This window comes from Citrobacter sp. R-1.5.2, assembly GCF_035064245.1.
In the GTDB taxonomy this organism is placed as follows: Bacteria; Pseudomonadota; Gammaproteobacteria; order Enterobacterales; family Enterobacteriaceae; genus Citrobacter.
This window is the reverse complement of sequence record NZ_JASEYC010000005.1, coordinates 124,724-148,198: the sequence shown is the minus strand read 5'-3', so window position 1 is coordinate 148,198 and position 23,475 is coordinate 124,724. Positions and strand designations below refer to the sequence as shown.

At 50.1% G+C, this 23,475-nt stretch carries 20 protein-coding genes; 8 read left to right on the top strand and 12 right to left on the bottom strand.

From position 1 onward, the window contains the following. The first annotated feature begins 11 nt into the window (after positions 1–11). Genes QMN38_RS11600 through QMN38_RS11575 form a run of 6 tightly spaced genes read left to right on the top strand, consistent with a single transcriptional unit; the run spans position 12 to position 4,875 of the window. On the top strand, positions 12–1,076 hold the full coding sequence (locus tag QMN38_RS11600) for a FecCD family ABC transporter permease (RefSeq protein WP_271440909.1): 1,065 nt from the start codon (positions 12–14) through the stop codon (positions 1,074–1,076). Then, positions 1,073–1,852, top strand: a complete 780-nt coding sequence (locus QMN38_RS11595; RefSeq protein WP_323605105.1) for an ABC transporter ATP-binding protein — start codon at positions 1,073–1,075, stop codon at positions 1,850–1,852. The genes QMN38_RS11600 and QMN38_RS11595 overlap by 4 nt, the downstream gene beginning before the upstream one ends. A gap of 18 nt (positions 1,853–1,870) precedes the next feature. Continuing rightward, positions 1,871–2,311: a pseudoazurin gene (locus QMN38_RS11590; protein ID WP_202038479.1), complete on the top strand. Its 441-nt coding sequence runs from the start codon at positions 1,871–1,873 to the stop codon at positions 2,309–2,311. 24 nt (positions 2,312–2,335) lie between these two features. Continuing rightward, a complete protein-coding gene (gene petA, locus QMN38_RS11585; RefSeq protein ID WP_005122337.1) occupies positions 2,336–2,887 on the top strand; it encodes a ubiquinol-cytochrome c reductase iron-sulfur subunit in 552 nt (183 codons plus the stop codon). A gap of 1 nt (position 2,888) precedes the next feature. After that, the gene (locus QMN38_RS11580) at positions 2,889–4,061 is read left to right on the top strand and encodes a cytochrome b (protein ID WP_271440906.1); all 1,173 of its coding nucleotides are present in this window, start codon (positions 2,889–2,891) and stop codon (positions 4,059–4,061) included. A gap of 4 nt (positions 4,062–4,065) precedes the next feature. Continuing rightward, positions 4,066–4,875 (top strand): cytochrome c1, encoded by an 810-nt coding sequence (locus QMN38_RS11575; protein WP_271440905.1) that lies wholly within the window; start codon positions 4,066–4,068, stop codon positions 4,873–4,875. A gap of 46 nt (positions 4,876–4,921) precedes the next feature. On the opposite strand, the gene ychH is transcribed toward QMN38_RS11575, so the two are convergent. Further along, the gene (gene ychH / locus QMN38_RS11570; protein WP_048211449.1) at positions 4,922–5,200 is read right to left on the bottom strand and encodes a stress-induced protein YchH; all 279 of its coding nucleotides are present in this window, start codon (positions 5,198–5,200) and stop codon (positions 4,922–4,924) included. A 274-nt stretch (positions 5,201–5,474) separates the two neighbouring features. Between ychH and pth the strand changes: the two genes are divergently transcribed. Beyond that, positions 5,475–6,059: an aminoacyl-tRNA hydrolase gene (pth, locus tag QMN38_RS11565; RefSeq protein ID WP_323605104.1), complete on the top strand. Its 585-nt coding sequence runs from the start codon at positions 5,475–5,477 to the stop codon at positions 6,057–6,059. Positions 6,060–6,174: 115 nt separating this feature from the next. Next, a complete protein-coding gene (gene ychF, locus QMN38_RS11560) occupies positions 6,175–7,269 on the top strand; it encodes a redox-regulated ATPase YchF (protein WP_323605103.1) in 1,095 nt (364 codons plus the stop codon). A gap of 108 nt (positions 7,270–7,377) precedes the next feature. On the opposite strand, the gene rdrD is transcribed toward ychF, so the two are convergent. From rdrD to hutU, 11 genes are all read right to left on the bottom strand, one after another. Then, complete coding sequence (gene rdrD, locus QMN38_RS11555) at positions 7,378–8,115, bottom strand: antiviral RADAR system accessory protein RdrD (protein ID WP_323605102.1); 738 nt, start codon at positions 8,113–8,115, stop codon at positions 7,378–7,380. Between the two features lie 11 nt (positions 8,116–8,126). Further along, positions 8,127–10,349, bottom strand: coding sequence for an antiviral RADAR system adenosine deaminase RdrB (gene rdrB, locus QMN38_RS11550; RefSeq protein ID WP_323605101.1), 2,223 nt, complete (start codon positions 10,347–10,349; stop codon positions 8,127–8,129). Beyond that, positions 10,346–10,870 carry a hypothetical protein gene (locus tag QMN38_RS11545; RefSeq protein WP_323605100.1) on the bottom strand — a complete coding sequence of 175 codons (525 nt, stop codon included), beginning with the start codon at positions 10,868–10,870 and terminating at the stop codon, positions 10,346–10,348. Before QMN38_RS11545 ends, rdrB begins: the two co-directional genes overlap by 4 nt. Continuing rightward, positions 10,870–13,572, bottom strand: coding sequence for an antiviral RADAR system adenosine triphosphatase RdrA (gene rdrA, locus QMN38_RS11540; protein WP_323605099.1), 2,703 nt, complete (start codon positions 13,570–13,572; stop codon positions 10,870–10,872). Before rdrA ends, QMN38_RS11545 begins: the two co-directional genes overlap by 1 nt. A gap of 474 nt (positions 13,573–14,046) precedes the next feature. Further along, entirely contained in the window at positions 14,047–15,744 is a 1,698-nt protein-coding gene (locus QMN38_RS11535) for an electron transfer flavoprotein-ubiquinone oxidoreductase (RefSeq protein ID WP_323605098.1), read from the bottom strand. 42 nt (positions 15,745–15,786) lie between these two features. Continuing rightward, positions 15,787–16,740, bottom strand: coding sequence for an electron transfer flavoprotein subunit alpha/FixB family protein (locus tag QMN38_RS11530; protein ID WP_271440903.1), 954 nt, complete (start codon positions 16,738–16,740; stop codon positions 15,787–15,789). Between the two features lie 18 nt (positions 16,741–16,758). After that, positions 16,759–17,517, bottom strand: a complete 759-nt coding sequence (locus QMN38_RS11525) for an electron transfer flavoprotein subunit beta/FixA family protein (RefSeq protein ID WP_271449245.1) — start codon at positions 17,515–17,517, stop codon at positions 16,759–16,761. Between the two features lie 34 nt (positions 17,518–17,551). Next, complete coding sequence (locus QMN38_RS11520; RefSeq protein ID WP_271455595.1) at positions 17,552–18,988, bottom strand: purine-cytosine permease family protein; 1,437 nt, start codon at positions 18,986–18,988, stop codon at positions 17,552–17,554. 124 nt (positions 18,989–19,112) lie between these two features. Continuing rightward, positions 19,113–20,252 (bottom strand): acyl-CoA dehydrogenase family protein, encoded by a 1,140-nt coding sequence (locus QMN38_RS11515; protein WP_271449243.1) that lies wholly within the window; start codon positions 20,250–20,252, stop codon positions 19,113–19,115. Then, entirely contained in the window at positions 20,242–21,420 is a 1,179-nt protein-coding gene (locus tag QMN38_RS11510) for a CaiB/BaiF CoA transferase family protein (protein ID WP_323605097.1), read from the bottom strand. The genes QMN38_RS11515 and QMN38_RS11510 overlap by 11 nt, the downstream gene beginning before the upstream one ends. Positions 21,421–21,494: 74 nt before the next feature. After that, positions 21,495–23,165 (bottom strand): urocanate hydratase, encoded by a 1,671-nt coding sequence (gene hutU / locus QMN38_RS11505; protein ID WP_323605096.1) that lies wholly within the window; start codon positions 23,163–23,165, stop codon positions 21,495–21,497. Between the last annotated feature and the right edge of the window lie 310 nt (positions 23,166–23,475).

Genomic DNA, 23,475 nt, shown 5'->3' with positions numbered 1-23,475 from the left:
AGTCGTAAATAATGAGCGAATTACGCAGGACGCGCCATGCCATGAGCCAGCTTGCTGGCCGGACGCTGTTCCACGCGCTATGGGTCAGCATGGTGATGTGCGGCGTCCTTCTGGCGGGCATTTCAATCGGTGAGACGGTTATCCCGTGGCGGCATGTCAGCCATACGCTGGCAAACCGCTTGTTTGATACACAGTATACGGTGGATGCGCTTGATGCCGGGATTATCTGGAACTACCGCCTGACCCGTGCGCTGGTTTCCGCCTGCTGCGGAGCCTGTCTGGCGGTCTCAGGCGTGGTTCTCCAATCGCTGCTGCGCAATGCGCTGGCCGAACCTTACCTGCTGGGGATTTCTGCCGGAGCCTCAACGGGCGCGGTGCTCATTGCTCTGACCGGACTTGGCGCAGGGATCATTTCCATGTCGCTTGGCGCGTTTATTGGCGCGCTGACGGCATTTTTGTTTGTCGCGCTATTAGCCATGGCAGCAAGGGGCAAAAGCGGCTCGGCCACCACGCAAATCATTCTCGCCGGGATTGCCAGTTCGCAGCTATTCAATGCCATTACCTCACTCATCATTACGCGTTCAGCCAATGCCGAACAGGCTCGGGGCATCATGTTCTGGCTGCTGGGCAATCTCAGCGGGGTACGCTGGCCAGATGTCGTGCTGGCCATCCCTACTGCGCTGATTGGCATCGTCGTTTGCTTTTGCTACGCCCGCCATCTGGATGCATTCTCATTTGGCGCGGAATCGGCGGCATCGCTGGGCATTCCCGTTAAACGCACCCGTGGCGTACTGATTGCCGCCGTGACAGGGATGACGGCCATCATGGTGTCAATCGTCGGCGCCATTGGCTTTGTCGGGCTGGTCATTCCCCATGCTGCGCGGTTACTGGTGGGAAATCAGCACCATCGCCTATTGCCCGTCAGCGCTCTTATTGGCGCCATTTTCCTTATCGTCGCGGATGTTATTTCACGCACCTTGCTTCCAGGACAGGTCTTGCCGATCGGCGTGATTACCGCACTGGTCGGCGCACCTGCATTTGCCATCATTTTGATACGAGGGAATCCGGGGAAATGACCGCTAATCCTGTGGTAAACGCCCAGCATCTGTACTGGGAGGTTAAAGGCAAAGCCATCGTCAATGATGTCTCTTTTCAGGTCTCGCACGGTGAGTTTGTCGGTATTATCGGCCCCAATGGTTCCGGGAAAACGTCGCTGATTTCGCTCCTGGCGGGATTACTGAAACCGTCTTCCGGGCACGTTACGCTAAATCACCAGAATATTCGTCGCTATTCACGCCGCCATCTGGCGCAAAAGGTGGCACTGGTTGAACAACAGGCTGAAACCAGCGAGCGTCTTACCGCTATTCAGGCGGTTTCGCTTGGTCGCACGCCATGGCTGAGCCTGCTGTCGCCGTGGTCGAGGAAAGACGACGATATTGTGCAGACGATGCTGGAAAAAGTCTCCCTACAAAACATGCAGCATCGCTGCTGGCATACCTTCTCCGGCGGAGAGCGTCAACGTCTGCACATCGCCAGAGCGCTGGCACAGCAGCCGCAGGTACTGCTGATGGATGAGCCGACAAACCATCTTGATATCCAGCATCAGATTGGCCTGCTCAATCTGGTTAAACGTGAAAAACTCACCGTCATCGCCGCCCTACACGACCTGAATCATGCGGCGATGTTCTGCGATCGCATCATGGTGATGAAGGCTGGACAACTGGCGATGCAGGGGCATCCTGCCGCCATTTTTACCCGTGAAAATCTTAACATCTGGTTTGGCATCGACGCGATTGTCGAACACGCCCCCGACGACATGAGCTGTTTTATCCGTTACCAACGCCCCGCGTAAACACTGAAAGGAACCACAATGAAACGTGTTAAGCAAAGTTTGCAAATCTTATGCCTGTTAGCCTTCACCTCGACGGCTTTTGCACAAACCTACGAAGTGCTGATGAAAAACCGCGGTACAGGCGGCCCGATGGTTTATGAGCCGGACTATCTGGCGATCCAGCCTGGTGATAGCGTGAAGTTTATCCGCAAACATAAGAGCCACAATGCCGCGTCGATTGCCGAACTCTCTCCCGCCGGATACCCCGGTTTTATCGGAAAAATCGATGAAGAGATTGAAGTGAAATACGACAATGCAGGTTTCTACGGCATCAAATGTTCACCACACTACGCGCAGGGCATGATCATGCTGATTAAAGTCGGCGACGCCGTGTTACCCGACAGCTACCGCGCGTTCAAAGCCCCTGGTCTTGCCGATAAGCGTTTTCAGGAAATTTATACCCGCCTCGATAAACAGTAACGCGGTCATAAAGGGAGAATAACGGTGGTGGATAAAAAAACGCTTAGCGAAACAATCCAAACTCAGCGACGCGATTGCCTGTGCAAGCTGACGAAATTTGTCGGCGCAGCGGGCGTGACCGCCGCCGTCTGGCCACTCATTTCCGCGCTGGGTCCGGATGATAAAACGGTGGCGGAAAATGAACCTGTTGATGTCTCCCTCGCTGGCGTAACAGCAGGCCAGACGGTGAAGCGTATCTGGCAGGGAAAACTGATCCTGATTCGCCACCGCACGGCGGAGGAGATCGCCGCGGCGCGGCAAGCTGACCTGCGTCTACTGGCCGATCCACAGGCGGATAGCGAGCGGGTGGCAGCGGCACATCCCCAGTGGCTGGTAGTACAAGGTTACTGCCCCCACGCTGGTTGTGTACCCAATGCCAACCCCAACGGCCAAGGCTGGGTCTGCCCGTGTCATGGTTCCGAGTTCGATACCTCCGGGCGCGTAACGCGAGGCCCGGCGACGGCGAATCTGGCCATCCCTGACTTTAGCGTGTCAGCTGACGGCCTGAGTCTGCGAATTGGTACGAAGGATGCCTGAGATGAAATCCGCTTATCCGTCAGCCCCCTGGTATCACCTGCAGTTTCGTCTTCCCGTCCCCCGCTCAGTCGCTGGAGTGTGGATCTTTGCTATCGGTCTCATATTGCTGGTCATGCTGGGCGTGCAAATGCTCTCCGGAATCGTGCTGGCTATGTTCTATGTGCCTACAGCGGGATCCGCTTTTGACTCTATTGTTCATATTCTGCGCGCGGTCAGACACGGTGAGCTGGTGCGCAATCTGCATGCTATTGGCGCGTCGCTTTTTTTCTTCGCCTGTTATCTGCATATTTTCCGGGCAATGTATTACAACGTTTACCGCAAACCCTATCTGAAGATGTGGGCAATCAGCGTGACGCTGTATGTGCTGTTGATGATCACTGCATTTCTCGGCTATAGCCTGATTTGGGGGCAAAAAAGCTACTGGGCCGCTACGGTCATCACCAGTTTCGCCCGGGCGATACCGTTTATTGGCGATACGCTATATACCTTTTTAGTCGGTGGCTATATGCCCGGCACGCCGACATTAGGCCGTTTTTATGTCCTTCACTTTATCATTCCCTTCGCCATTGTCGTGGTCACGATATGGCACATCCGTACCGTCCAGTCGGCGTTTGCCCACGCGCGGAAGAAAACATTTTCGCCCAAAGAGTCTCAGCGTTTGTTGTTCGATTTTCGCATCACCGAAAGCGATGCTATCAAACTCACCCTCTTTTTAATGCTGTTCGCCTGGTTTCTGTTTTTCGCGCCGCACTATCTCAGCAGCGCCGATAACTTTATTCCAGCAGACCCGACACTCACACCGGCTATCGTCGCACCTGAATGGTACTTCCTGCCTTTCTTCTCCATTTTGCGCTGCTTCCCCAATGAACTGGCAGGCATCACTGCGATGTGCGCTGCGGTACTGATTTTCTATTTTCTCCCCTGGCTGGATACGTCACACGCGCGGTTTCGCAATAACAGTCGGCTGGTTAAAACCTTTTTTTGGCTTTGGGTCGCCAATGCGCTCTTTTTGGGTTGGTTGGGTTCAAAAGCATTGGTTGGGCCGGACTTAGTTGAGGGTTTTAGCAATGACGATGGCTGGACACGCGCGGCGTCTCAGCTTTCAACAGTTATTTATTTTGCATGGTTTCTGCTTGTGCTGCCGTGCCGACGTTTACTGGAACGACAGGACTGACATCATGGCGCGATTTCTAACCACTGTAACTCTGACTCTGGCTCTTTTCTTGAGCAACGCGATTTGCGCACAGCTACCCACCGCGCAGACATGGTCGTTTAGCGGCATGAACGGTAAACACGATAGCGAACAACTGCGACGCGGGCTGCAGGTCTATGAAGAGAAATGCCGGGCCTGCCACGGTATGAAATATCTCACTTTCAAAACGTTAACTAAAGCTGGAGGGCCACAACTCAGTGAGGCGGAGGCCAAAACACTGGCCAGCGGCTACGTCTTTGCGACAATTGAAGACGACGGTCAACCCGGCGAACGGGAAGGCAATCTGAACGATGTTTTCGCGTCACCTTATCTGAATGAACAGGAAGCAAAATACCTTAATAATGGCGCGCTGCCGGTTGACCTGAGCTATATCGTTCGAGCACGGACCTACGACCGCGGGTTTCCGCGATTTTTACTGGATGCGTTCACCCCCTACACCGAGCAAGGCGCTGATTACGTTTATGCGCTGCTGACCGGGTATGCAACCGATGACCCTGAGATGAAAACCAACCGTTTTTTCCCTGGCGGGATGATTAATATGCCCAAACCGTTGGCTGACAATGACATCACCTGGGCTATGCAAACGCATGTTCCCCAAACGGAAGAACAGTACGCACGAGATGTCACCGCGTTTCTGGCGTGGGCCGCTGACCCGCAGCTTGAAAGTAGAAAACATCAGGGAGCGGTCGTTATGGGATATCTGGCGAGTATGCTGGCGTTATTAGCACTGTTACAGCGCAGGCGATCCCGCTCGCGCAGCAACGAGAAAAACTAACGACCAGTCAGCGAAACGCTGGCTGGTCTGCAGGTTATGTCAGCTCTTAGCTGTGGCGTTGGCTATCATTACGACGGCAGCGTTTGTCGTAATGGCGAACCCACCAATAACGATCGCTGATTTGTTCATGTCCCCCGACGCGGGCACCCGCCAGCCAGAGAACACCGCCAACAAAAATACTAAGCACGGCACCATGTGCGAAAAACTGTGGCAGATTAAATTGCGGTAACTGGTTTAAAATAGAGTAACCAACACCGCCGACCATCACCACCAACCCTAAAGCCATGAGCACGTTACCGAGTAACGAAGCGTTTTTGCGTTTCATGTGTCACCTCCGGAACTTTGGGTTGTTACAGGGAATACCCCTAATCCTTATGTGTAAAGTATAGACAACACTGCCATTCGCAAGTGCGCCTGTGATCACAAATACAAACACCAACGCAACAAAACTTTACAAATAAGCTACTGAACACCCTCAATTTCTAATAGTCCATTTCTGCAATTATTCAGTTTTCGGCACGACCCACGTAGTTTTTTGTCAAGCGCGTCGGCAAACAGTAAACTACACGCCGGTTATAGACACACTCAGGACAAATTACGTGGCGATTAAATTGATTGTCGGCCTGGCGAATCCCGGCGCAGAGTATGCGGCAACGCGACATAATGCAGGCGCATGGTACGTCGATTTACTGGCAGAGAGACTCCGTGCGCCCCTGCGCGATGAACCGAAATTCTTCGGCTACACCTCCAGAGTCACGCTCGAAGGTGAAGATGTCCGCCTGCTGGTACCGACCACATTTATGAATCTGAGCGGCAAAGCCGTTGGCGCGATGGCCAGCTTTTATCGCATTAACCCTGATGAAATTCTGGTCGCCCACGATGAATTAGATCTGCCGCCCGGCGTCGCCAAATTTAAGCTGGGCGGTGGTCATGGCGGACATAATGGCCTGAAAGACATCATCAGCAAGTTAGGCAATAACCCTAACTTTCATCGTTTACGCGTTGGAATCGGCCATCCGGGCGATAAAAATAAAGTTGTCGGTTTTGTTTTAGGCAAACCGCCTGTTTCAGAACAGAAGTTAATTGATGACGCCATTGACGAAGCGGCACGTTGTACCGAGATTTTATTCAAAGATGGACTGACCAAAGCAACGAGCCGGTTACACACCTTTAAAGCGCAATAAGCAGCGATGTGCGGCATTTTTCTCGCGTGCTGTGTATAATAGGCAGAGTTATTTACATTTCTACAATCTGTTTTCCATAACAGGTTGAATATCAAAAGATTAAGGTGATTTAAACATGGGATTCAAATGCGGTATCGTCGGTTTGCCAAACGTAGGCAAATCCACCCTGTTCAACGCGCTCACAAAAGCGGGTATTGAAGCGGCAAACTTCCCGTTCTGTACTATCGAGCCGAACACGGGTGTTGTCCCGATGCCCGATCCTCGTCTGGATCAACTGGCCGAAATCGTCAAACCGCAGCGTATCCTGCCAACCACAATGGAATTCGTGGATATCGCGGGCCTGGTAAAAGGCGCATCCAAAGGTGAAGGTCTGGGTAACCAGTTCCTGACCAACATTCGTGAAACCGAAGCTATCGGTCACGTTGTTCGCTGCTTCGAAAACGACAACATCATCCACGTGAACAACAAAGTGGACCCGGCTGACGACATCGAGGTTATCAACACCGAACTGGCGCTGTCCGATCTCGATACCTGCGAGCGTGCTATCCACCGCGTACAGAAGAAAGCCAAAGGCGGTGATAAAGACGCTAAAGCTGAACTGGCCGCACTGGAAAAATGCCTGCCGCAGTTGGAAAACGCGGGTATGCTGCGTGCGCTGAAAAACCTGACTGACGAAGACAAGGCAGCCATCAAATACCTGAGCTTCCTGACGCTGAAGCCAACCATGTATATCGCCAACGTGAACGAAGACGGTTTTGAAAACAACCCGTACCTCGATAAAGTTCGCGAAATCGCCGACGCTGAAGGCTCCGTCGTGGTCGCCGTTTGTGCCGCTGTTGAAGCTGACATCGCTGAACTCGACGATGCTGACCGTGACGAATTTATGGCTGAACTGGGTCTGGAAGAGCCTGGCCTGAACCGCGTTATCCGCGCAGGCTACGAACTGCTGAACCTGCAGACCTACTTCACCGCTGGCGTGAAAGAAGTCCGTGCGTGGACCATCCCTGTCGGCGCAACTGCCCCGCAGGCAGCCGGTAAGATCCACACCGACTTCGAGAAAGGCTTTATCCGCGCACAAACCATCGCATTTGAAGACTTCATCACCTATAAAGGTGAGCAAGGTGCGAAAGAAGCCGGCAAGATGCGTGCAGAAGGTAAAGATTACATCGTTAAAGATGGCGATGTGATGAACTTCCTGTTTAACGTCTAAATAAAATTTGTTGTCTCATGAGGTTGCATCGAATCTCATGAAAATGACAAAACCTAAAAAATCCACGCAATTGCGTGGATTTTTCACATAGCATGATATTAAAACCGATTACGCTTTTAGCTTATTCTCAATCAACGTCATAAAATAAGATGTATCGCTAACCGTATCTTGGTTCTTACTGTGATCGGCTTCATCAACAAGCTTCATATAGTCAAGAAAGTGGGACTCATCGAATTCTATATTTATTTGTTCCCGAAAAATATTCAATTCATCAAAACGTTCTAACCTTCTAATATAAAGTTTAAAACGCTCATTTTGTCGAGTTAATCCTAAAGTGCGGTCAATAAGCAAAGGGCAAAGTGTTAGAACGAGAAATGTAAGGAATCCATAAAAAACCTTATATTCAGTATTATAAATATACAAAAACAAAAAAACAAAAGGAATAACTAGTATAATCTGAGCTACGAACTTGTAATTTTTTTTAGGAATCTCAATCACATTATTCGCAGACTGTAAACTGTATTCTCTGTTGAAACACCGCCATTGTGCAAACAACACCGCAGTAAAAAAAACAACTACCAGGAGTAGATAACCTTTAGCTGGTACGTGTTGAGCTCCGAGCATAGCATTAACTCTGTCCAACCCCACTTTCTTCGTCAAACTTAAGCAAAAGAAAAAAGTAAAGAACATAAGAAACGGAATAGCATAAAGCGAAATTCTACGTATCATAAAGCGAGGCCAATACGACATATGCTCTTTTTGCCGTAAAATTTTCAACTCGTCCTGGAGCTTAGGTTGTAACCCATTGGTATCCGTATATTTTAAGTCAGGCAATGTACCACTCACGATAAAATCCTCTACTCAATAACTTCAAATACATTTAAATGATTACGCTGAAACTGTTCAAGTCCGTACTGGCGCAGCCTTTCCAGCCAATATTCAGCCATCGTTCGGCTAATGCCACGCTCAATCGCAGCTTCTCGCAGCAGTAAAAACTCAGTCCGTAATGTCGTTGGCATAATCCCTGGATCGTCAGTATTGACCAGAACCCTGACAGGGCCACGTCGCAATCCATAGCGATTGAATTCAGCACCAGGTTTCAACAGTTCTTCATCCGGAGGATTCCAACGAAAAATAGGATGCTCTACGTGCTTTTTGAATCGCGCAATATATACGTTTGATGTTGGGTTGGTTTCGATAATTAATCCTTTGCGATCATAGCGATCAAGCAAATAGTCCTGTAATGCATGCATAAACTCCAGCTCTACCGGTGTATCAATGTCCTGGAGGATATCTTTACCACCGCTTGCCTGCTGACTCAGTTTTCCAGGGTTGCCCAGACCGATTAGCTCTTGCGTGCCCCATTCATCCGCAACCCGAATAACCACCAGCTGCGGAGAGAAATCGTCAAGCAGGCTGGAGTGTCTTTGCTGATAAAGCTGCGCCGCCAAATTGTCCTTATCACTTAACGTTGACCAATCTGGCAGCGCGCATTTCTCCTGCGAGGTTAACGGTGCTCCACCGTGGAGTTGCTGAAGACGATACGAACAATTACGCCGCAGTAGCCAGGCCCGGTAGAGCGAATCAGGCGTGACGCTTTTTAGAGGTAGTTCATCAACGCTGGCTCGTTTACCCGCCACGCTATTGTCTATTTGAGGAAGTCTTTCTTTGCACCAATCACACCTCGCAACAAAACGCGCAATGCGCCGCTCAAAAAGAGGTAATACCGCCTGAGCTAGTGGCAACGAACCCGACAAAACCGTGGCATAGTGCCACTGCCAGACAAGATTATCTAAATGCTCATCCACCGGAAGTATCATTTCACCATGCCGCTTTGTCCAAAGTGCAGGTTCAATTCCCAGCGCGAGCGCATGGCCCAGCCGGTCCCCTTCTCGCATCTCGCAGAAGCGCACAGTTTCATCGATATGACGTAACCCCGACGCCGGATGCGCGTAATCCTCCCCGGCATGGATACTGAAATGAAAGCTCGTACTGGCGCGAAGCCCGTCAGGTACCGGATATAGCCCGCTGCGCAGCCATCGTAGCATCGGCGCAAAACCCGCAATTTTCAGGGCATTTTCATCCCCTGCAACATCTAGCCCCCTAAACCAGTTCGACGGTTGAAAATGGAAGTGCGGGTTCCGTTTTCCCCCTAAAAAAACCGGGTGATTCCAGCCATTATGGCTGTAGATCTTCTGCAACAATCTCTCTGCTTCTTTCCAGTTGGCCTGCAAATCGGCCTTTGGTCGCTTGCCGCGGCTTGCCGTTTTAGAGCGTGAAAAATGTCCACAAAACTGCCAGCGCTCAAGTGCTTCAATGTAGCGCAGTGTGCGTTCGTCTGGCTTGATCTCATGTTCACCAAAAACATACGGCGGAGATATGGGCGGTACACCGAGAGTGTTGAGCAGTGTCGAGGAAAATCCTGTTACCATTTCATAACCAAAAGTATTCGGGGATGCCTTCACTTCGGCCATATCGTCTTTGCCAGCAAACAGATAACGCATATTCCTGCTGTCAGTTTTCTTACCAGAGCGTAATGCGCCGCCGAAATAGCGTTCGGTAAAACGCGTAAGCCCCTGCCCGTCCATAATAATGCGACGCCGTAGTGCATTAACCGTAAGCCAAAAACAGAGTATTGCCGTGCGATCAAGCGGGTGAGTGTCTTTCTTCTGGTAAGAGTGACAAAGGTAAAGCTGTAGCCACAGCCAGCGTGAAGGATGCTTTCGGTCTGAGGCATATGCCAGTTGACTTAATAGCCAGCCGGGGCTGACGTTTTCATCACCACTATTCTTTTTAGCGAGAATTAGCCAGTCCGGGAGACTCTGGCTCGTCTTCATCGGGTCACTTAAGGTCGCATACTTACCGGAAACCGTTTCGCGATACTCCGCAATATTTTGAAATTGATCAGAAACCTTTTGAGGAGGGTCTGAAAGTAACACTGCAAGCAAAGACTTCGCTCGATTTAACAACAACGTCAAAACATCGCGCTCTTCATGCGCCCACAACGATGCTTTTTTGCTTTTTGGCAGTTCAATCTCTTCAAAAAGATAACCATCTAGGATCGTATCTCCCGCAGTCACCCCCCCAGATGGACGTGCCCCTCTGCAAAAGGCTTGCCCATACTGGCTGGCGGCGCGAAAAACGGATTCTGTGCCATCACCACCCGGGTGATGTCCGATAATCGCGGAGTAGGACTTTGCTGCAGCCAGTCGCCAAGACGCCACCCTGCAAGCAGGGCCGGATCCAGTTCTGCTGATATCCGCACGTAATTCTGTACCTTATTCTCGCGGTAGTAGAGCAAATCACCATTACGCAGCAGCAGCTGTTCTGCAATGACATCAAGCCAGGGCAGTTCCGGGCTGGTTAACAACCCATTGTTACAGATGTTCCCCATTAGCTGACGCACGTCGGTCAACCGGTAAGTGCGAGGATAACGGCTATCAATGCTCTCTACGAGCAGCTGATAGCACTCCTCCTGCAATGACAACCATTGCTTAAAATCCGTCGGCGGTGATACCAGGATCCTCCAAAAGCGCCGTGACAGGTGCTCGTCGGTGAAAAAACATCCTGCAGCATGTTCACTCAGCGATCGAGTTAACATTATTTGTCACCTTCAGGGGGGAGTTCACTGTATACCTCTAGCAGAATTTTCACTGCATTATCGTTAAGAGATAACTGTTGTTTAACCGAATTGATAAATTGCTCAAGCTCTTGAGATTGACGTAATATCTCTAGCCGCTCTTTGATGATTTCTTTCGTCAAATTTTGCATTTCATCGATACCTAATTTATCGATGATAAATCGCCGAGCTTTAGACAATCTTCGTTTAGGCGTTGTTTTTTTTACAGTACTTTGATTTTTTTGTGGCTGTTTAAAATCTGCTAATAAAACTGCATCGATCCATCTTTTGAGAGGATGTGAACTCAACACATAGCTTGCAGTTCTGCTCATTTCGCCAAAAATTTTTCGGTTCTGAGCACTCCGGCTTGTCGGTCCATCTTGTAAGTGCTGTTCAGGTGTAAAGGGGCCGAGATTGGTACGGAAATTAGCATGTTGATAGAAATTTCTTGAAGAGTTAATATTAGTCGTCGCTACCACATCAGGTAACCCGAACAACTCACCTTTTTCAAAACTACCAAATGCCGACCATGTTGAATAGAATATACGACCTACAATGTTAATTGCTTTAGTAATATCCTGCATACCCTTTTGATCAATAGCATTACTTGCAACCTGGCTATAGACCTTGTTGAATACCTTATATACTAACCATGGAGATATTTTTAATTTTTCAACATTGTTTTCTTTACGCCATTTTTTAATATCGTCATGAAGCCACACCAAAGAATTTTCTAATTTATCTTCTCGATCATATGTTTCTTCTTTTTCAATATCATCCGGATTATTTCCAGAATCCTCCCCCTCAGGTTCATTGATTTTTAGTTTTTTTGTTGGCGCAAGGGCGCTGGCTGAATAAAATGGTGATCTCTGAAGAATTCGCTGCAAATCTGATAAATCCAGATCTGATATCAAGCTGGCGATTATAATTTCAAAAACTCGTCCGATATTGAGAACAATCGACTGTCTGGCATTAGTGTAGAAATTTCTCTGCGTCAAGGCACTGATGAGAAAAATTGCCTTATCCTTTAGCTCTTCATTAGAGTCATTGCTATCAACATCTTCCCAATATTTCCATCTCAAGCCCGAGTTAATTCCCGTTTCTGCAATAGGATAAGGCAGAATTGTCATCTTCCCTTTAATCACAGAAAGCCAGCCTTCCGGTAGGCTTTTTGATAATTGAGATTCCCAATCGGCCAAACTCTCTTCTGCATTAAAAACGGAATATTCAGGCTGCTCCTGCAGCAAAGGTTGGAAAAGTGCAGTGTCAAATATTGAAATGTTACGATTTTTACCACTTCGCCATTCAGTCCAATTTAAATGAGACTCAAGAATCAAATAAACAGCCCCAGCCTTAGGCTCGAACCTAAAATAGCTAAGCAACTTGTTAATCCACTTCATGTCATCTAGTAACTTACCATTCTCCTTATTTTTCTCTCCTGCTTCATAATATTGAGAGCTCCAAGCTAAGTACTTTTCGGCGAAGATTTTATAAGCATCAGCATAATCGCGCTTAGTTTCTTTACTGAGCTCTCGGTGTTGCAAAGCAAATGCTTCGAGCACTGTTTGTGGAACATCAGGCATCTGCCACCAGCGGCGAACAGAAAGTGGTGTATCTTTATTTTTAAGTTCAGATGGGAGTTCTGTGATCAAATCACCACAGTGATTAATGAACTGCGTTAGGGCACGTATTGATGGGATCGGTAGCGGTAAATCGCTGCCCTCAAGACCATTCACTGGACCGGTAATAAATATCTTTAGCCACGCCATAAAATTACGCAGAGGAATGCCATTTTTACCTAGGGTCACGTCGATACTATCTTGGAGCCAATAATCACTTACTTCTGGCATATTCAATCTTCGCGGTAGCGGCAGGATTTTACGCTGATACTCAATTGCCAAATCTCTGGAAATATCATATGCAACCCTGCGATTATATGCTGAATCTTTATTCAACCTTCCATGAAAATCCCGCCAGCATACTTCATCATATAGACGGCGATCGCCGCTCACAATGGGCAAAACATACGGAGATGTAAGATAACGACGTAAAATTTCGAGGTTTTCAAATGCCCGATTAAGTGATGTATCTACATCATCAATCGGAAGTATTAATAATTTTTTGCCAATCATCTCTAACGCAGAGATTAAAAACTCCTCAACGCAATTTGCCAGGCGCTTGCTGCCATATAATGAGCGAATTTTATCCATTCCACGCTGGCTTTGCTGCAAATCAACAGATTCCAGACCATTGGCTAATTCTTCAAGCTTTTGAGTGAAAATCCTAGACTTATTAATGTCCCTGCACTGGGCAGCTTTTATCTCCTTATCCTGAAGTACGGCAGCAACAATGATATGCAAGAACAGCGATTCGCCATCTTCAAGCAGAGTCGGATCGATAGGATCGAGAATGTGAATGTTCCCCGCAAGGTCATTATAATTACTCTCTAGGTAATCACTTAAATTCACAAGTACAGAAGTTTTACCCGTCCCCCTTTCACCGTCTATCGATATCGCCTTATGGCTGCGCGTTTCGTTGAGCGATTCCGAGTTTTTCGGCACATCATCAACAGCCTTTGCTATAAACCGAGCTAACTGTTCGTAAATTTTTCGGGGAAGTAATGTATCCGGATCCTTAAGAACCGCAGACTCTCCGCTGTCTAATGGTATGTATATCGTGTTCACAATAATCCCTTTATGGCCATTTTTGATGTGGGTACAGATGACGAAACTGTCAATTTTGATACAAAAACAAATAAAATCAAGATTGCAATTAGAAGAATCCAAAAATAATTCAATTTCTAATTATTGCGACTGGTAACGATAGTTAGCTAAAGAAGAGTGAATTTGGCCTGCTCCCCTGCAATTGACAAACAAAAGGAATAGAGTAATCAATCCTAATGCATAAGAATTGGTCGGAGTTGGGGTAACTAGCCCCAGATAGCAACATCAGTATAAGTGAGTACAGTTATGAGTATAAAAACATCAATTAAAAATTAAAACGACTAATAACATGCATTTAAATTATAAATCACGGTTCAACGTCTAAATCATTTCTGTTGTCTGATGAGGCTCCATCGAACCTCATCAGTCCAGAGACACAAAAAACCACGCAATCGCGTGGTTTTTTGTGTCTCAAATCTACTCAGAACAGCCGTTTTACATCCCCTGATACAGTGGGCCTTCTCCTCCCTGAGGAGCCGTCCAGGTGATATTTTGCGTTGGGTCTTTAATATCACAAGCCTTACAGTGCAGGCAGTTCTGCGCATTAATTTGCAGATGAGGTTGCTGCTCCAGCTCGACAATTTCATAGACACCCGCCGGACAGTAACGTGTCTCCGGGGCCGCGTACAACGGCAGATTGACCGTGAGCGGGATACGCTCATCTTTCAACCTCAAATGACAGGGCTGATCTTCTTCATGGTTAGTATTCGACAAAAACACCGATGAAGAGCGGTCGAATGTCAGCACACCGTCAGGCTTTGGATAGTTAATCTTCGCCTCGCTGGAGGCGGGTTTGAGTGCCTGATGATCGCTTTGTTTCAGTGTTAACGACCACGGTGTATGGCCTTTCAATAACAGTTGTTCCGCACCAAATAAGAGAGAGCCTGTATACAGCCCCTTCTTCATATAGGGTTTAAAGTTACGCGTTTGGTATAGTTCGCGGTACAGCCAACTGTCCTGGAAGCCCTGCTGATAAACCGCGGCCAGAGTCGCTTCATCTGCCAGATATTGCCCCTGAGCCTGTGCGATGTCTAAAGCCTCGAGAGTCGCCCGGGCGGCCAACATTCCACTTTTAATGGCGCAGTGGCTGCCTTTGATTCGTGCGGCGTTTAAAAATCCAGCGTTATCTCCAAGAAGTGCCCCCCCTTTAAAGCTCAGTATCGGCAGTGAAGACAATCCTCCCGCAACCATCGTTCTGGCACCATAACTGAGGCGCTTCCCCTGTTGCAGATGCGCAGAAATGGCCGGATGCGTTTTCAAACGTTGAAACTCTTCAAACGGTGACAACCACGGATTACTGTAATTCAGCCCAACAACCAATCCCACCGCGACCAGGTTATCGCCATAATGGTAGACAAAGCCACCGCCGTAGGTTGCTGCACCCAACGGCCAACCGGCACAATGCACCACCAGCCCCGGTTGATGCTGCTCTGGGGGAACTTGCCACACTTCTTTCAACCCCAGTCCGTAGGTCTGGGGGGCGCTATCCCGGTCTAGTGCGAACGTCTCAATTACTGTTTTTCCTAGCTGCCCACGGCATCCTTCAGCAAAAAGCGTGGTTCTGGCGAGCAGGTTGATCCCTTGCTGATACTGCGCGGTTGGCTGACCTGATTTATCCAGCCCCATATCACCGGTAGCGACACCGATTACTGCACCCTGTTCATCATAAAGCACCTCAGACCCCGTAAATCCGGCAAAGACTTCGACGCCCAGTTGTTCCGCCTGCTGGGCAAGGGTCTGGCACACAAGACCAAGGCTCCCAATCGCATTGCCATGATTTTTAAAGCATTCAGGTAACAATGTTTGCGGTACACGAATCTGCTTTTGGGCACCCAAAAACAAAAAACGATCTTCCGTCACTGGCGTTAGCGGTAATGACAGCTTTTGTTGCCAGCCCGGCAGCAGTTCATTCAATCCAACAGGATCAATGACCGCTCCGGACAATATATGTGCACCAATGCTGGCTCCTTTGTCGATCAGGCAAACGGAAAGCGTTTGCTGGCGCTGTGCCGCCAGTTGCTTCAGATGAATCGCCGCCGCCAGCCCCGATGGACCGCCCCCCACAATCAGGACATCAAACTCCATTGCCTCACGGATCTTTTGGGTGTCGAGCGCTGACCTGTCTGGATGCATAATTCCTCCTGAGAAAGAAAAAACGTGATGGGGCATGGCGGGTTACGCCAGCGCTTTCTCCAGCTCGGGTAAAATCTGGAACAGATCGCCTTCGATACCGTAATCTGCAATCTGGAAAATCGGCGCCTCTTTATCTTTATTAATGGCGACAATCAATTTGCTTTCTTTCATGCCCGCCAAATGTTGTATCGCACCGGAAATACCTACGGCGATATAGAGGTCGGGGGCAATAATTTTACCAGTCTGCCCTACCTGATAATCATTAGGCACAAAACCGGCGTCAACGGCGGCACGGGATGCGCCAATTGCTGCGCCAAGCTTGTCGGCAATGGTCTCAATAAGTTGAAAATTCTCTTTCGCACTCAGTCCGCGCCCCCCCGAAATGACGATTTTTGAGGTACTCAGTTCCGGACGAGAAAACGGCGTAAGTGATTGGCTCACATGGCGTGACAATGCCAGCGCGGCGGTTGGTTGAACCGGCGTTACCCGTACGTCATTCCCGGCATGTTGCGATGGCGTGAAGGCTGAACCGCGCACGGTAATGACCAGTTGTCCGCCATTATTGCGCACCGTTTCCAGGGCATTACCTGCATAAATTGGACGCACAAACGTATTTGCATCGCAGACTTCGGTGATATCAGAAATTTGTGCGACATCCAGCATTGCCGCTAACCGCGGTGCGATATTTTTTCCGTATCCGGTCGCCGGTAAAAGTACATGGGTGAAATCAGTCACCAGGGGGACAACCGCTGCGCACACCTCTTCCGCCAGAAGGCTGGCGTAATGAGGGGCGTCACAAACCAGTATTTCCGTGATCCCACCGAGGGTTCGCGCGGCATCCACAACGTTTTGGCACTGATGGCCCACAATCAGCAAGTGAACCCTCCCCTCGCTGCCGGCAGCAATGTGCTGCGCCGCGGTGAGGGTAGTCAGAGTACTGCTTTTGAGCGTCTGATTATCGTGTTCGGCAATAACAAGAATTGATGTCTGACTCATTTCGGCATCCTCTGAGAATTAAATGGCTTTGTGTTCTTTTAGCACCGCAACCAGTTGGGCCGCATTTTCCAGCCATTGACAGCGGCTATTGCGTTTTTTCGGCTCGGTGATATTGAGGGTGGTTAACTGCTTCGAGGGTACAAAACCCATAGATGCCAATGAGATAATCTCCAGAGGTTTATTCTTCGCTTTCATAATATTCGGCAGGCTTGGGTAACGAGGTTGATTCAGGCGCAAATCGGCAGTTACCACCGCAGGCAATGCCAGGGAGAGCACCTCTAAACCACCGTCAATTTCCCGGGTGACAGTAATGCGCCCGTCGTCGGTCACATCCAGCGCCGATGCAAAGGTTGCCTGACTGCACGCCAGTAATCCGGCCAGCATTTGCCCGGTCTGGTTGGCGTCATTATCAATCGCTTGCTTGCCCAGCAGGATGAGCTGAGGTTCTAGCTGCGCGACAAGTCGCTGGAGTATTTTCGCGATGTCCAATGACCCGAATGTTGCTCCCTGCTCGGTTTCCACCAACAGCGCCTTGTCAGCACCTCGGGCCAGCGCATTGCGTAGCGTTTCCTGAGAAGAAAGATCCCCGACTGAAACAACAACAACTTCACTTGCTACGCCGGCTTCTTTCAGACGCACCGCCTCTTCCAGCGCAATTTCGTCAAAAGGGTTCATCGACATTTTGACGTTTTCCAGCTCAGCGCCGGTTCCATCAGCTTTGATGCGTATTTTGACGTTATGGTCGATAACACGTTTCACGCCCACTAAGATTTTCATTTCATATTCCTTCTGTTTTGTATGAGCGAGAAAACTAGCGCTCTTCAGGCAAAATCAGTGCCGGTGCGATAGAGGGCGGCCAGAACCGCGTAGCCACAAAATAGACCACCCCGGTTGCCAGCAGGCCAACAATCCAGGAGATATCAGTCCCGCCCAGGCTTTCAACGAGTGAGCCGGTATAAAAGCTGGTCGCGATAAACGGTAACTGGACGACAATACCGAACAGATAAGTGAGGATGCCGGTCATGTTCCAGCGACCATAGCGTCCGTTAGGATCAGAGAGTGCGGGCAAGTCATAGCGCCCTTTGGTGACGAGGTAGTAATCTACCAGGTTAATCGCACTCCACGGGGTGAAGAAGGCCAATAAAAACAACAAGAATGCGGTAAACAACTTCAGAAATTCATGCTGTCCTAACAAACCGATCAGCGTAGAGAACCCCACCATGAGAATGATGAAAAACAGACGCATACCGGGTGATACGTTATGTTTTCCACGGAAGCCGCTGACAATAGTGGCGAGTGACATAAAACTGCCATAGGCATTCAGTGCAGTAATGGTGACCTTACCAAAGAAGATGCCGAGGAATAACAGACCGGCAATAACCCCTGTACTGCCCAGGCCGACGATGTACGCAACTTCATGACCCGCAAACTGTTTCCCTGCTATCGCGGCAGCAAAAACCCCCAGCACCATGGATGCCTGAGTCCCCACGACGCTACCCAGTCCGACAGCGAAAAATGCTTTTACTGTAGACGTGTTGCTCGGTAAATAGCGCGAATAGTCGGCAACGTAGGGGCCAAACGCTATCTGCCATGATGCTGAAAGGGACATAGCCAGCAAGAAATTGGTCAGTGTAAAGTGACGATTTTCCAGCAATGTCTGGACATCATAGCCATAGAGAATTTTAAAAAAGAGGTAAAAGAAGATGACGATACCCACCACACTCGCCAGTTTCCCCAGCCCGTGGATCACGCGGTAACCGCAAACCGTAATGGTGATAATCACGACACCAAAAATCAGAATACCAAACCAGTCACTCACATTGACGAGCTGCGCAATGGCCTGGCCGGCGAGTACTGTCCCCCCCGCGGAAAAACCCACGTACATCATGCAGACCAGGATTATCGGCAACACTGCACCGTATACGCCAAACTGCACCCGGCTCGATATCATCTGTGGAAGACCCAGTTTCGGTCCCTGCGCAGCATGGAGCGCCATCACTGCGCCACCGAGTACCTGCCCGACGAATAATCCAATCAGCGACCAGAACACATCACCGCCCAACACCACGGCCAATGCGCCGGTAACAATTGCTGTAATTTGCAGGTTTGCGCCAAACCACAGCGTAAACTGACTGAACAAACTGCCGTGTCGTTCAGCCTCAGGAATGTAGTCAATAGAGCGTGACTCAATTAGCGGAGCCACGGCTGCAGGCTTTACATGTTGTTGTGTACTGTCGTCAATGTTCATGATGCATGCTTCCTCACGTTATAGAACGAACCTGGAAATGGTGCTTTTACCCATCGAATTTCCAGGCCGGAACAGCCTGGAGCATGCAATCCCGCACGCACTTTGCCCTGCCGTTTGGTCATGCCTAACGGTTGTTCAGCAAGCTTCTTGAGATAATGATTTTTTGTATTTCCGACGTGCCTTCAAAGATGCGCAGGATGCGGGCATCCCGGACATAGCGTTCAAGGGGAAGATCGCGGATGTAACCATAGCCACCGTGTAACTGAAGTGCGGCATCCGTGACAAAACCGGCGCATTCAGCGGCAAACAATTTGGCGGTCGCTGAATCAAGGCTAAAACGTTGCCCGCTATCGCGCTTTTCCGCCGCTTGCCAGGTCAGCATCCGTGCCGCCTGTAACTGGGTATGCATATCCGCCAGTCGCCATTGCGTTCCCTGATAGGCCATCAATGGTTTCGGACCGATCTGTCGGTCATGCACCCACTGCAAACAACTCTCCATTGCCGCGCTGGCAATACCCAGTGACATTGCAGCAACTTCAACACGCCCACGATCAAGCACTTCCATTGCCGTTGCGAATCCCTGGCCTTCTTTACCCAGCAGCGCGGATTGAGGAAGCCAGCAATCTAAAGACAGTTCATAAATAGTACTGCCACGTAGCCCCATGGTTTTTTCCGGGCTGGAGAACACGACGCCGCCGGTGTCTTTCGGGATAATGAACGCACTGATACCGTTATGCCCCTCTGCCGGAGCCGTTTTCGCATACAGCACAATGAAGTCTGCTTCCCGGGCGTTCGTGATGTAGTGTTTATTCCCCTGAATTCGCCATCCATCAGCCTCACGCTTTGCAACCGTTCGCATATCAGCGGGGTTTGAGCCAGCGGCAGGTTCCGTTAGCGCAAACGCCCCCAACAATTCCCCACTGGCTGCCCGCGGGAGCCAGTGCAGCTTTTGCTCTTCAGTCCCGCCAATCAGAATAGAGTCGGTGGCCAGGAAATGGGCGGTCAACGCAGAAGCGGTGGAGGCACAAGCGCCAGCAATCGCTTCTACCGCCTGGCTCATGGCGACACTACCCACACCGAAGCCCCCATAGGCTTCGGGTAAGTTAATGCCCATGCAGCCGAGTTCGCCCAGTGCAGTAAGACTCTCCTGGCAGAAAGTCTCCGTTTCATCATAGTGCTGGGCGCGTGGTTGCAGGACATCCCGGGCGACGCTTGCCACCGCGTCGACAATCGCGCGCTCAGTTTCATTAATTTCAAAGCTCATGCACTGCTCCTGTTGGTAATGAGTGGGTATCTACGCCATAGAGCGCGTTGGCTTCTCCTAGTGCCGGAGCCCTCTCGATCGCATGGGGTTTATGGCCATTGAAGAACACCGGTTGTACAACTAAAGGGTTGCTCTCATCAGATGGCTGAATCAGTAACTGGCGAGCCTGTGCATGTTCGCTTTGTGTCACCTGCTCCAGGTTATGAATCGGCGAAGCCGGAACACCGGCCTCCAGCAGGAGCTCGCAAAGATCGTCCACGCTAAATGTCATGCTCCAGCGCTCAATGGCTGCTTTTAATTGCTGCTCGTTTCGCGTACGGCTAATGTCATCAATGAAGCGGCTATCCGTTGCCAACGCGGGTTGCCCCATGCATTCGCACAACCGCGCATAAAGACGCTGACTGGCTACCGCGATCACCACCAGCCCATCTGCGGCCCGGTAGGTATCAAACGGCGTGGAAACAGGATGGCGATTGCCAATCAATCCCGGCGCTTTCCCGTGGGCAAACAAATTCGATAGCCCTGTTACCTGCATGCTGACCAACACGTCCAGCATGGCAACATCGATATATTGCGCCTCGGGATGATGTCGTTCGCGGGCAAATAACGCACTGCTGACAGCCCAGGCGGCGTAGATCCCGGCACAGACATCACCGAGAGATTCACCACTGCGTGTGGGGCCGCTTTGCGCAAACCCCGTCACGCTCATCAAGCCGGACATCGCCTGGGCGACAATGTCGTAAGCAGGATGTTTGGCCAACGGGCTGTGCTGGCCAAAACCTGAAATACTGGCGTAGATCAGCCGGTCGTTATACTTTTTAAGCGTGTCAAAATCGATCCCAAGGCGCTGCGTCACGCTCGGGCGAAAGTTCTCCACCACCACGTCCGCTTCTTCGACCAATTGATAGAAATGCTGCCGGTGCTCCGGACATTTAAAATCCAGTTCAATACTGCGCTTGCCGCGGTTAATCAGGCCGTAATAGACACTTTCGCCATTCACAAAGGGTCCAAGGTGGCGGCTATCATCACCGTGTCCTGGTGCTTCAATTTTAATCACCTCGGCACCGAGGTCGGCCAGCATCGCCGTACAATAAGGTCCAGCCAGTACCCGACTCAGGTCGAGAACACGAACACCGCATAACGGCTGATAATGTGTTTGTTTGCTCATATCGCTGTGCATCCTGTGGGTTAGAGGCTTCCAACGGACGTTTTATACTTCCGCCCTGACCGGGAAATACGTCACTATTTTTCCATTGGCAGGTTCAGCCCCTGCTCACGGGCGCAGCGTTGCGCTATTTCGTAGCCGGCATCAGCATGGCGCATCACGCCCGTAGCCGGATCGTTGTGCAGAACCCGCGCAATACGCTCAGCCGCTTCATCAGTGCCGTCACACACAATCACCATGCCTGAATGTTGCGAGAAGCCCATGCCGACGCCGCCGCCGTGATGCAAAGAAACCCAAGTCGCGCCACTGGCTGTATTCAACAGCGCGTTGAGTAGCGGCCAGTCGGATACCGCATCAGAACCATCCTTCATGGCTTCCGTTTCACGGTTTGGGCTGGCAACAGAACCTGAGTCCAGGTGATCGCGGCCGATGACGATAGGCGCAGAAAGCGCACCGCTGCGGACCATTTCATTGAATGCCAGACCTAATTTGGCGCGCTGTCCGAGGCCAACCCAGCAGATACGTGACGGTAAGCCCTGGAAGCTGATACGTTCGCGAGCCATATCCAGCCACTGGTGCAGATGCTCGTCATCCGGGATGAGTTCTTTGACCATGGCGTCGGTTTTGTAAATGTCTTCCGGGTCGCCGGAGAGCGCCACCCAGCGGAAGGGACCAATCCCGCGGCAGAACAGCGGACGAATATAGGCAGGGACAAATCCGGGGAAATCAAACGCGTTTGTCACCCCCATCTCCAGCGCCATCTGGCGGATGTTGTTGCCATAGTCAAAAACAGGAATCCCTTGTTTCTGGAACGCCAGCATCGCATTGACATGTTCGGCCATTGAGCGTTTGGCTGCCTGAACAACAACAGAAGGTTCAGTTTTCGCACGTGCTACATAATCGGACCACTGCCAACCCTGTGGTAAATAGCCATTCAATGGGTCATGCGCGCTGGTCTGGTCGGTGACTAAATCCGGACGCACGTTACGACGAACCAGTTCAGGAAGAATGTCGGCGGCGTTAGCACACAGCGCGATAGAAATTGCTTTGCCCTGTTCGGTGTAACGTTTGATGCGTGCCAACGCATCGTCAAGCGAGGTCGCCTGCTCATCGACATAGCGTGTCTTAAGGCGGAAATCGATGCGGCTTTGCTGGCACTCAATGTTCAGAGAACAAGCACCCGCAAGCGTTGCCGCCAGCGGTTGTGCTCCCCCCATTCCCCCCAGGCCCGCGGTGAGGATCCAGCGCCCCTTAAGGCTACCGTTGTAATGTTGGCGAGCGGCTTCAACGAAGGTTTCATAGGTACCCTGAACGATGCCCTGACTACCGATGTAGATCCAACTACCCGCAGTCATCTGGCCGTACATCGCCAGGCCCTTCGCATCAAGTTCGTTAAAGTATTCCCAGTTCGCCCAATGAGGAACAATGTTAGAGTTAGCGATCAGGACACGTGGCGCATGGCTGTGGGTTTTAAACACACCAACGGGCTTACCGGACTGGACCAGCAGTGTCTCATCATCGTTTAGCTGAGTCAGGGTTTCTACGATTTTGTCGTAGCACTCCCAGTTACGTGCCGCACGCCCAATTCCGCCATATACCACGAGTTCATGTGGATTTTCAGCCACCTCCGGGTCGAGGTTATTCATCAGCATCCGTAGCGGAGCCTCGGTTAGCCAGCTCTTTGCCGTGAGTTTAGTCCCCCGGGGGGCGCGTACATCAACATGACGAATACGGTTTTCAGCGGTCATAGCGATATCCTTAAGTGTTCGGATGAGTAAGGTCATCAACATCAGGTTGGCTCAACCCATATCGCTCAACATTTCCGCAACATGAGTAACATGTAATCAATATATACTTGTATATACATGTACACTCAATAAAATATTTATTCACAAAATCAAGATGGATTTGCAAAACGAAAAACAACAAAATTGCACTTTAGATTAATAAATACAATGAATTAAGCTGAAGACAAAAATGATGGGGAGATGAATGGCATTGATCTTGTTCACAAAATAGCCACAAACTACTGATTAAATTTGCGGCACCAGTCACAAA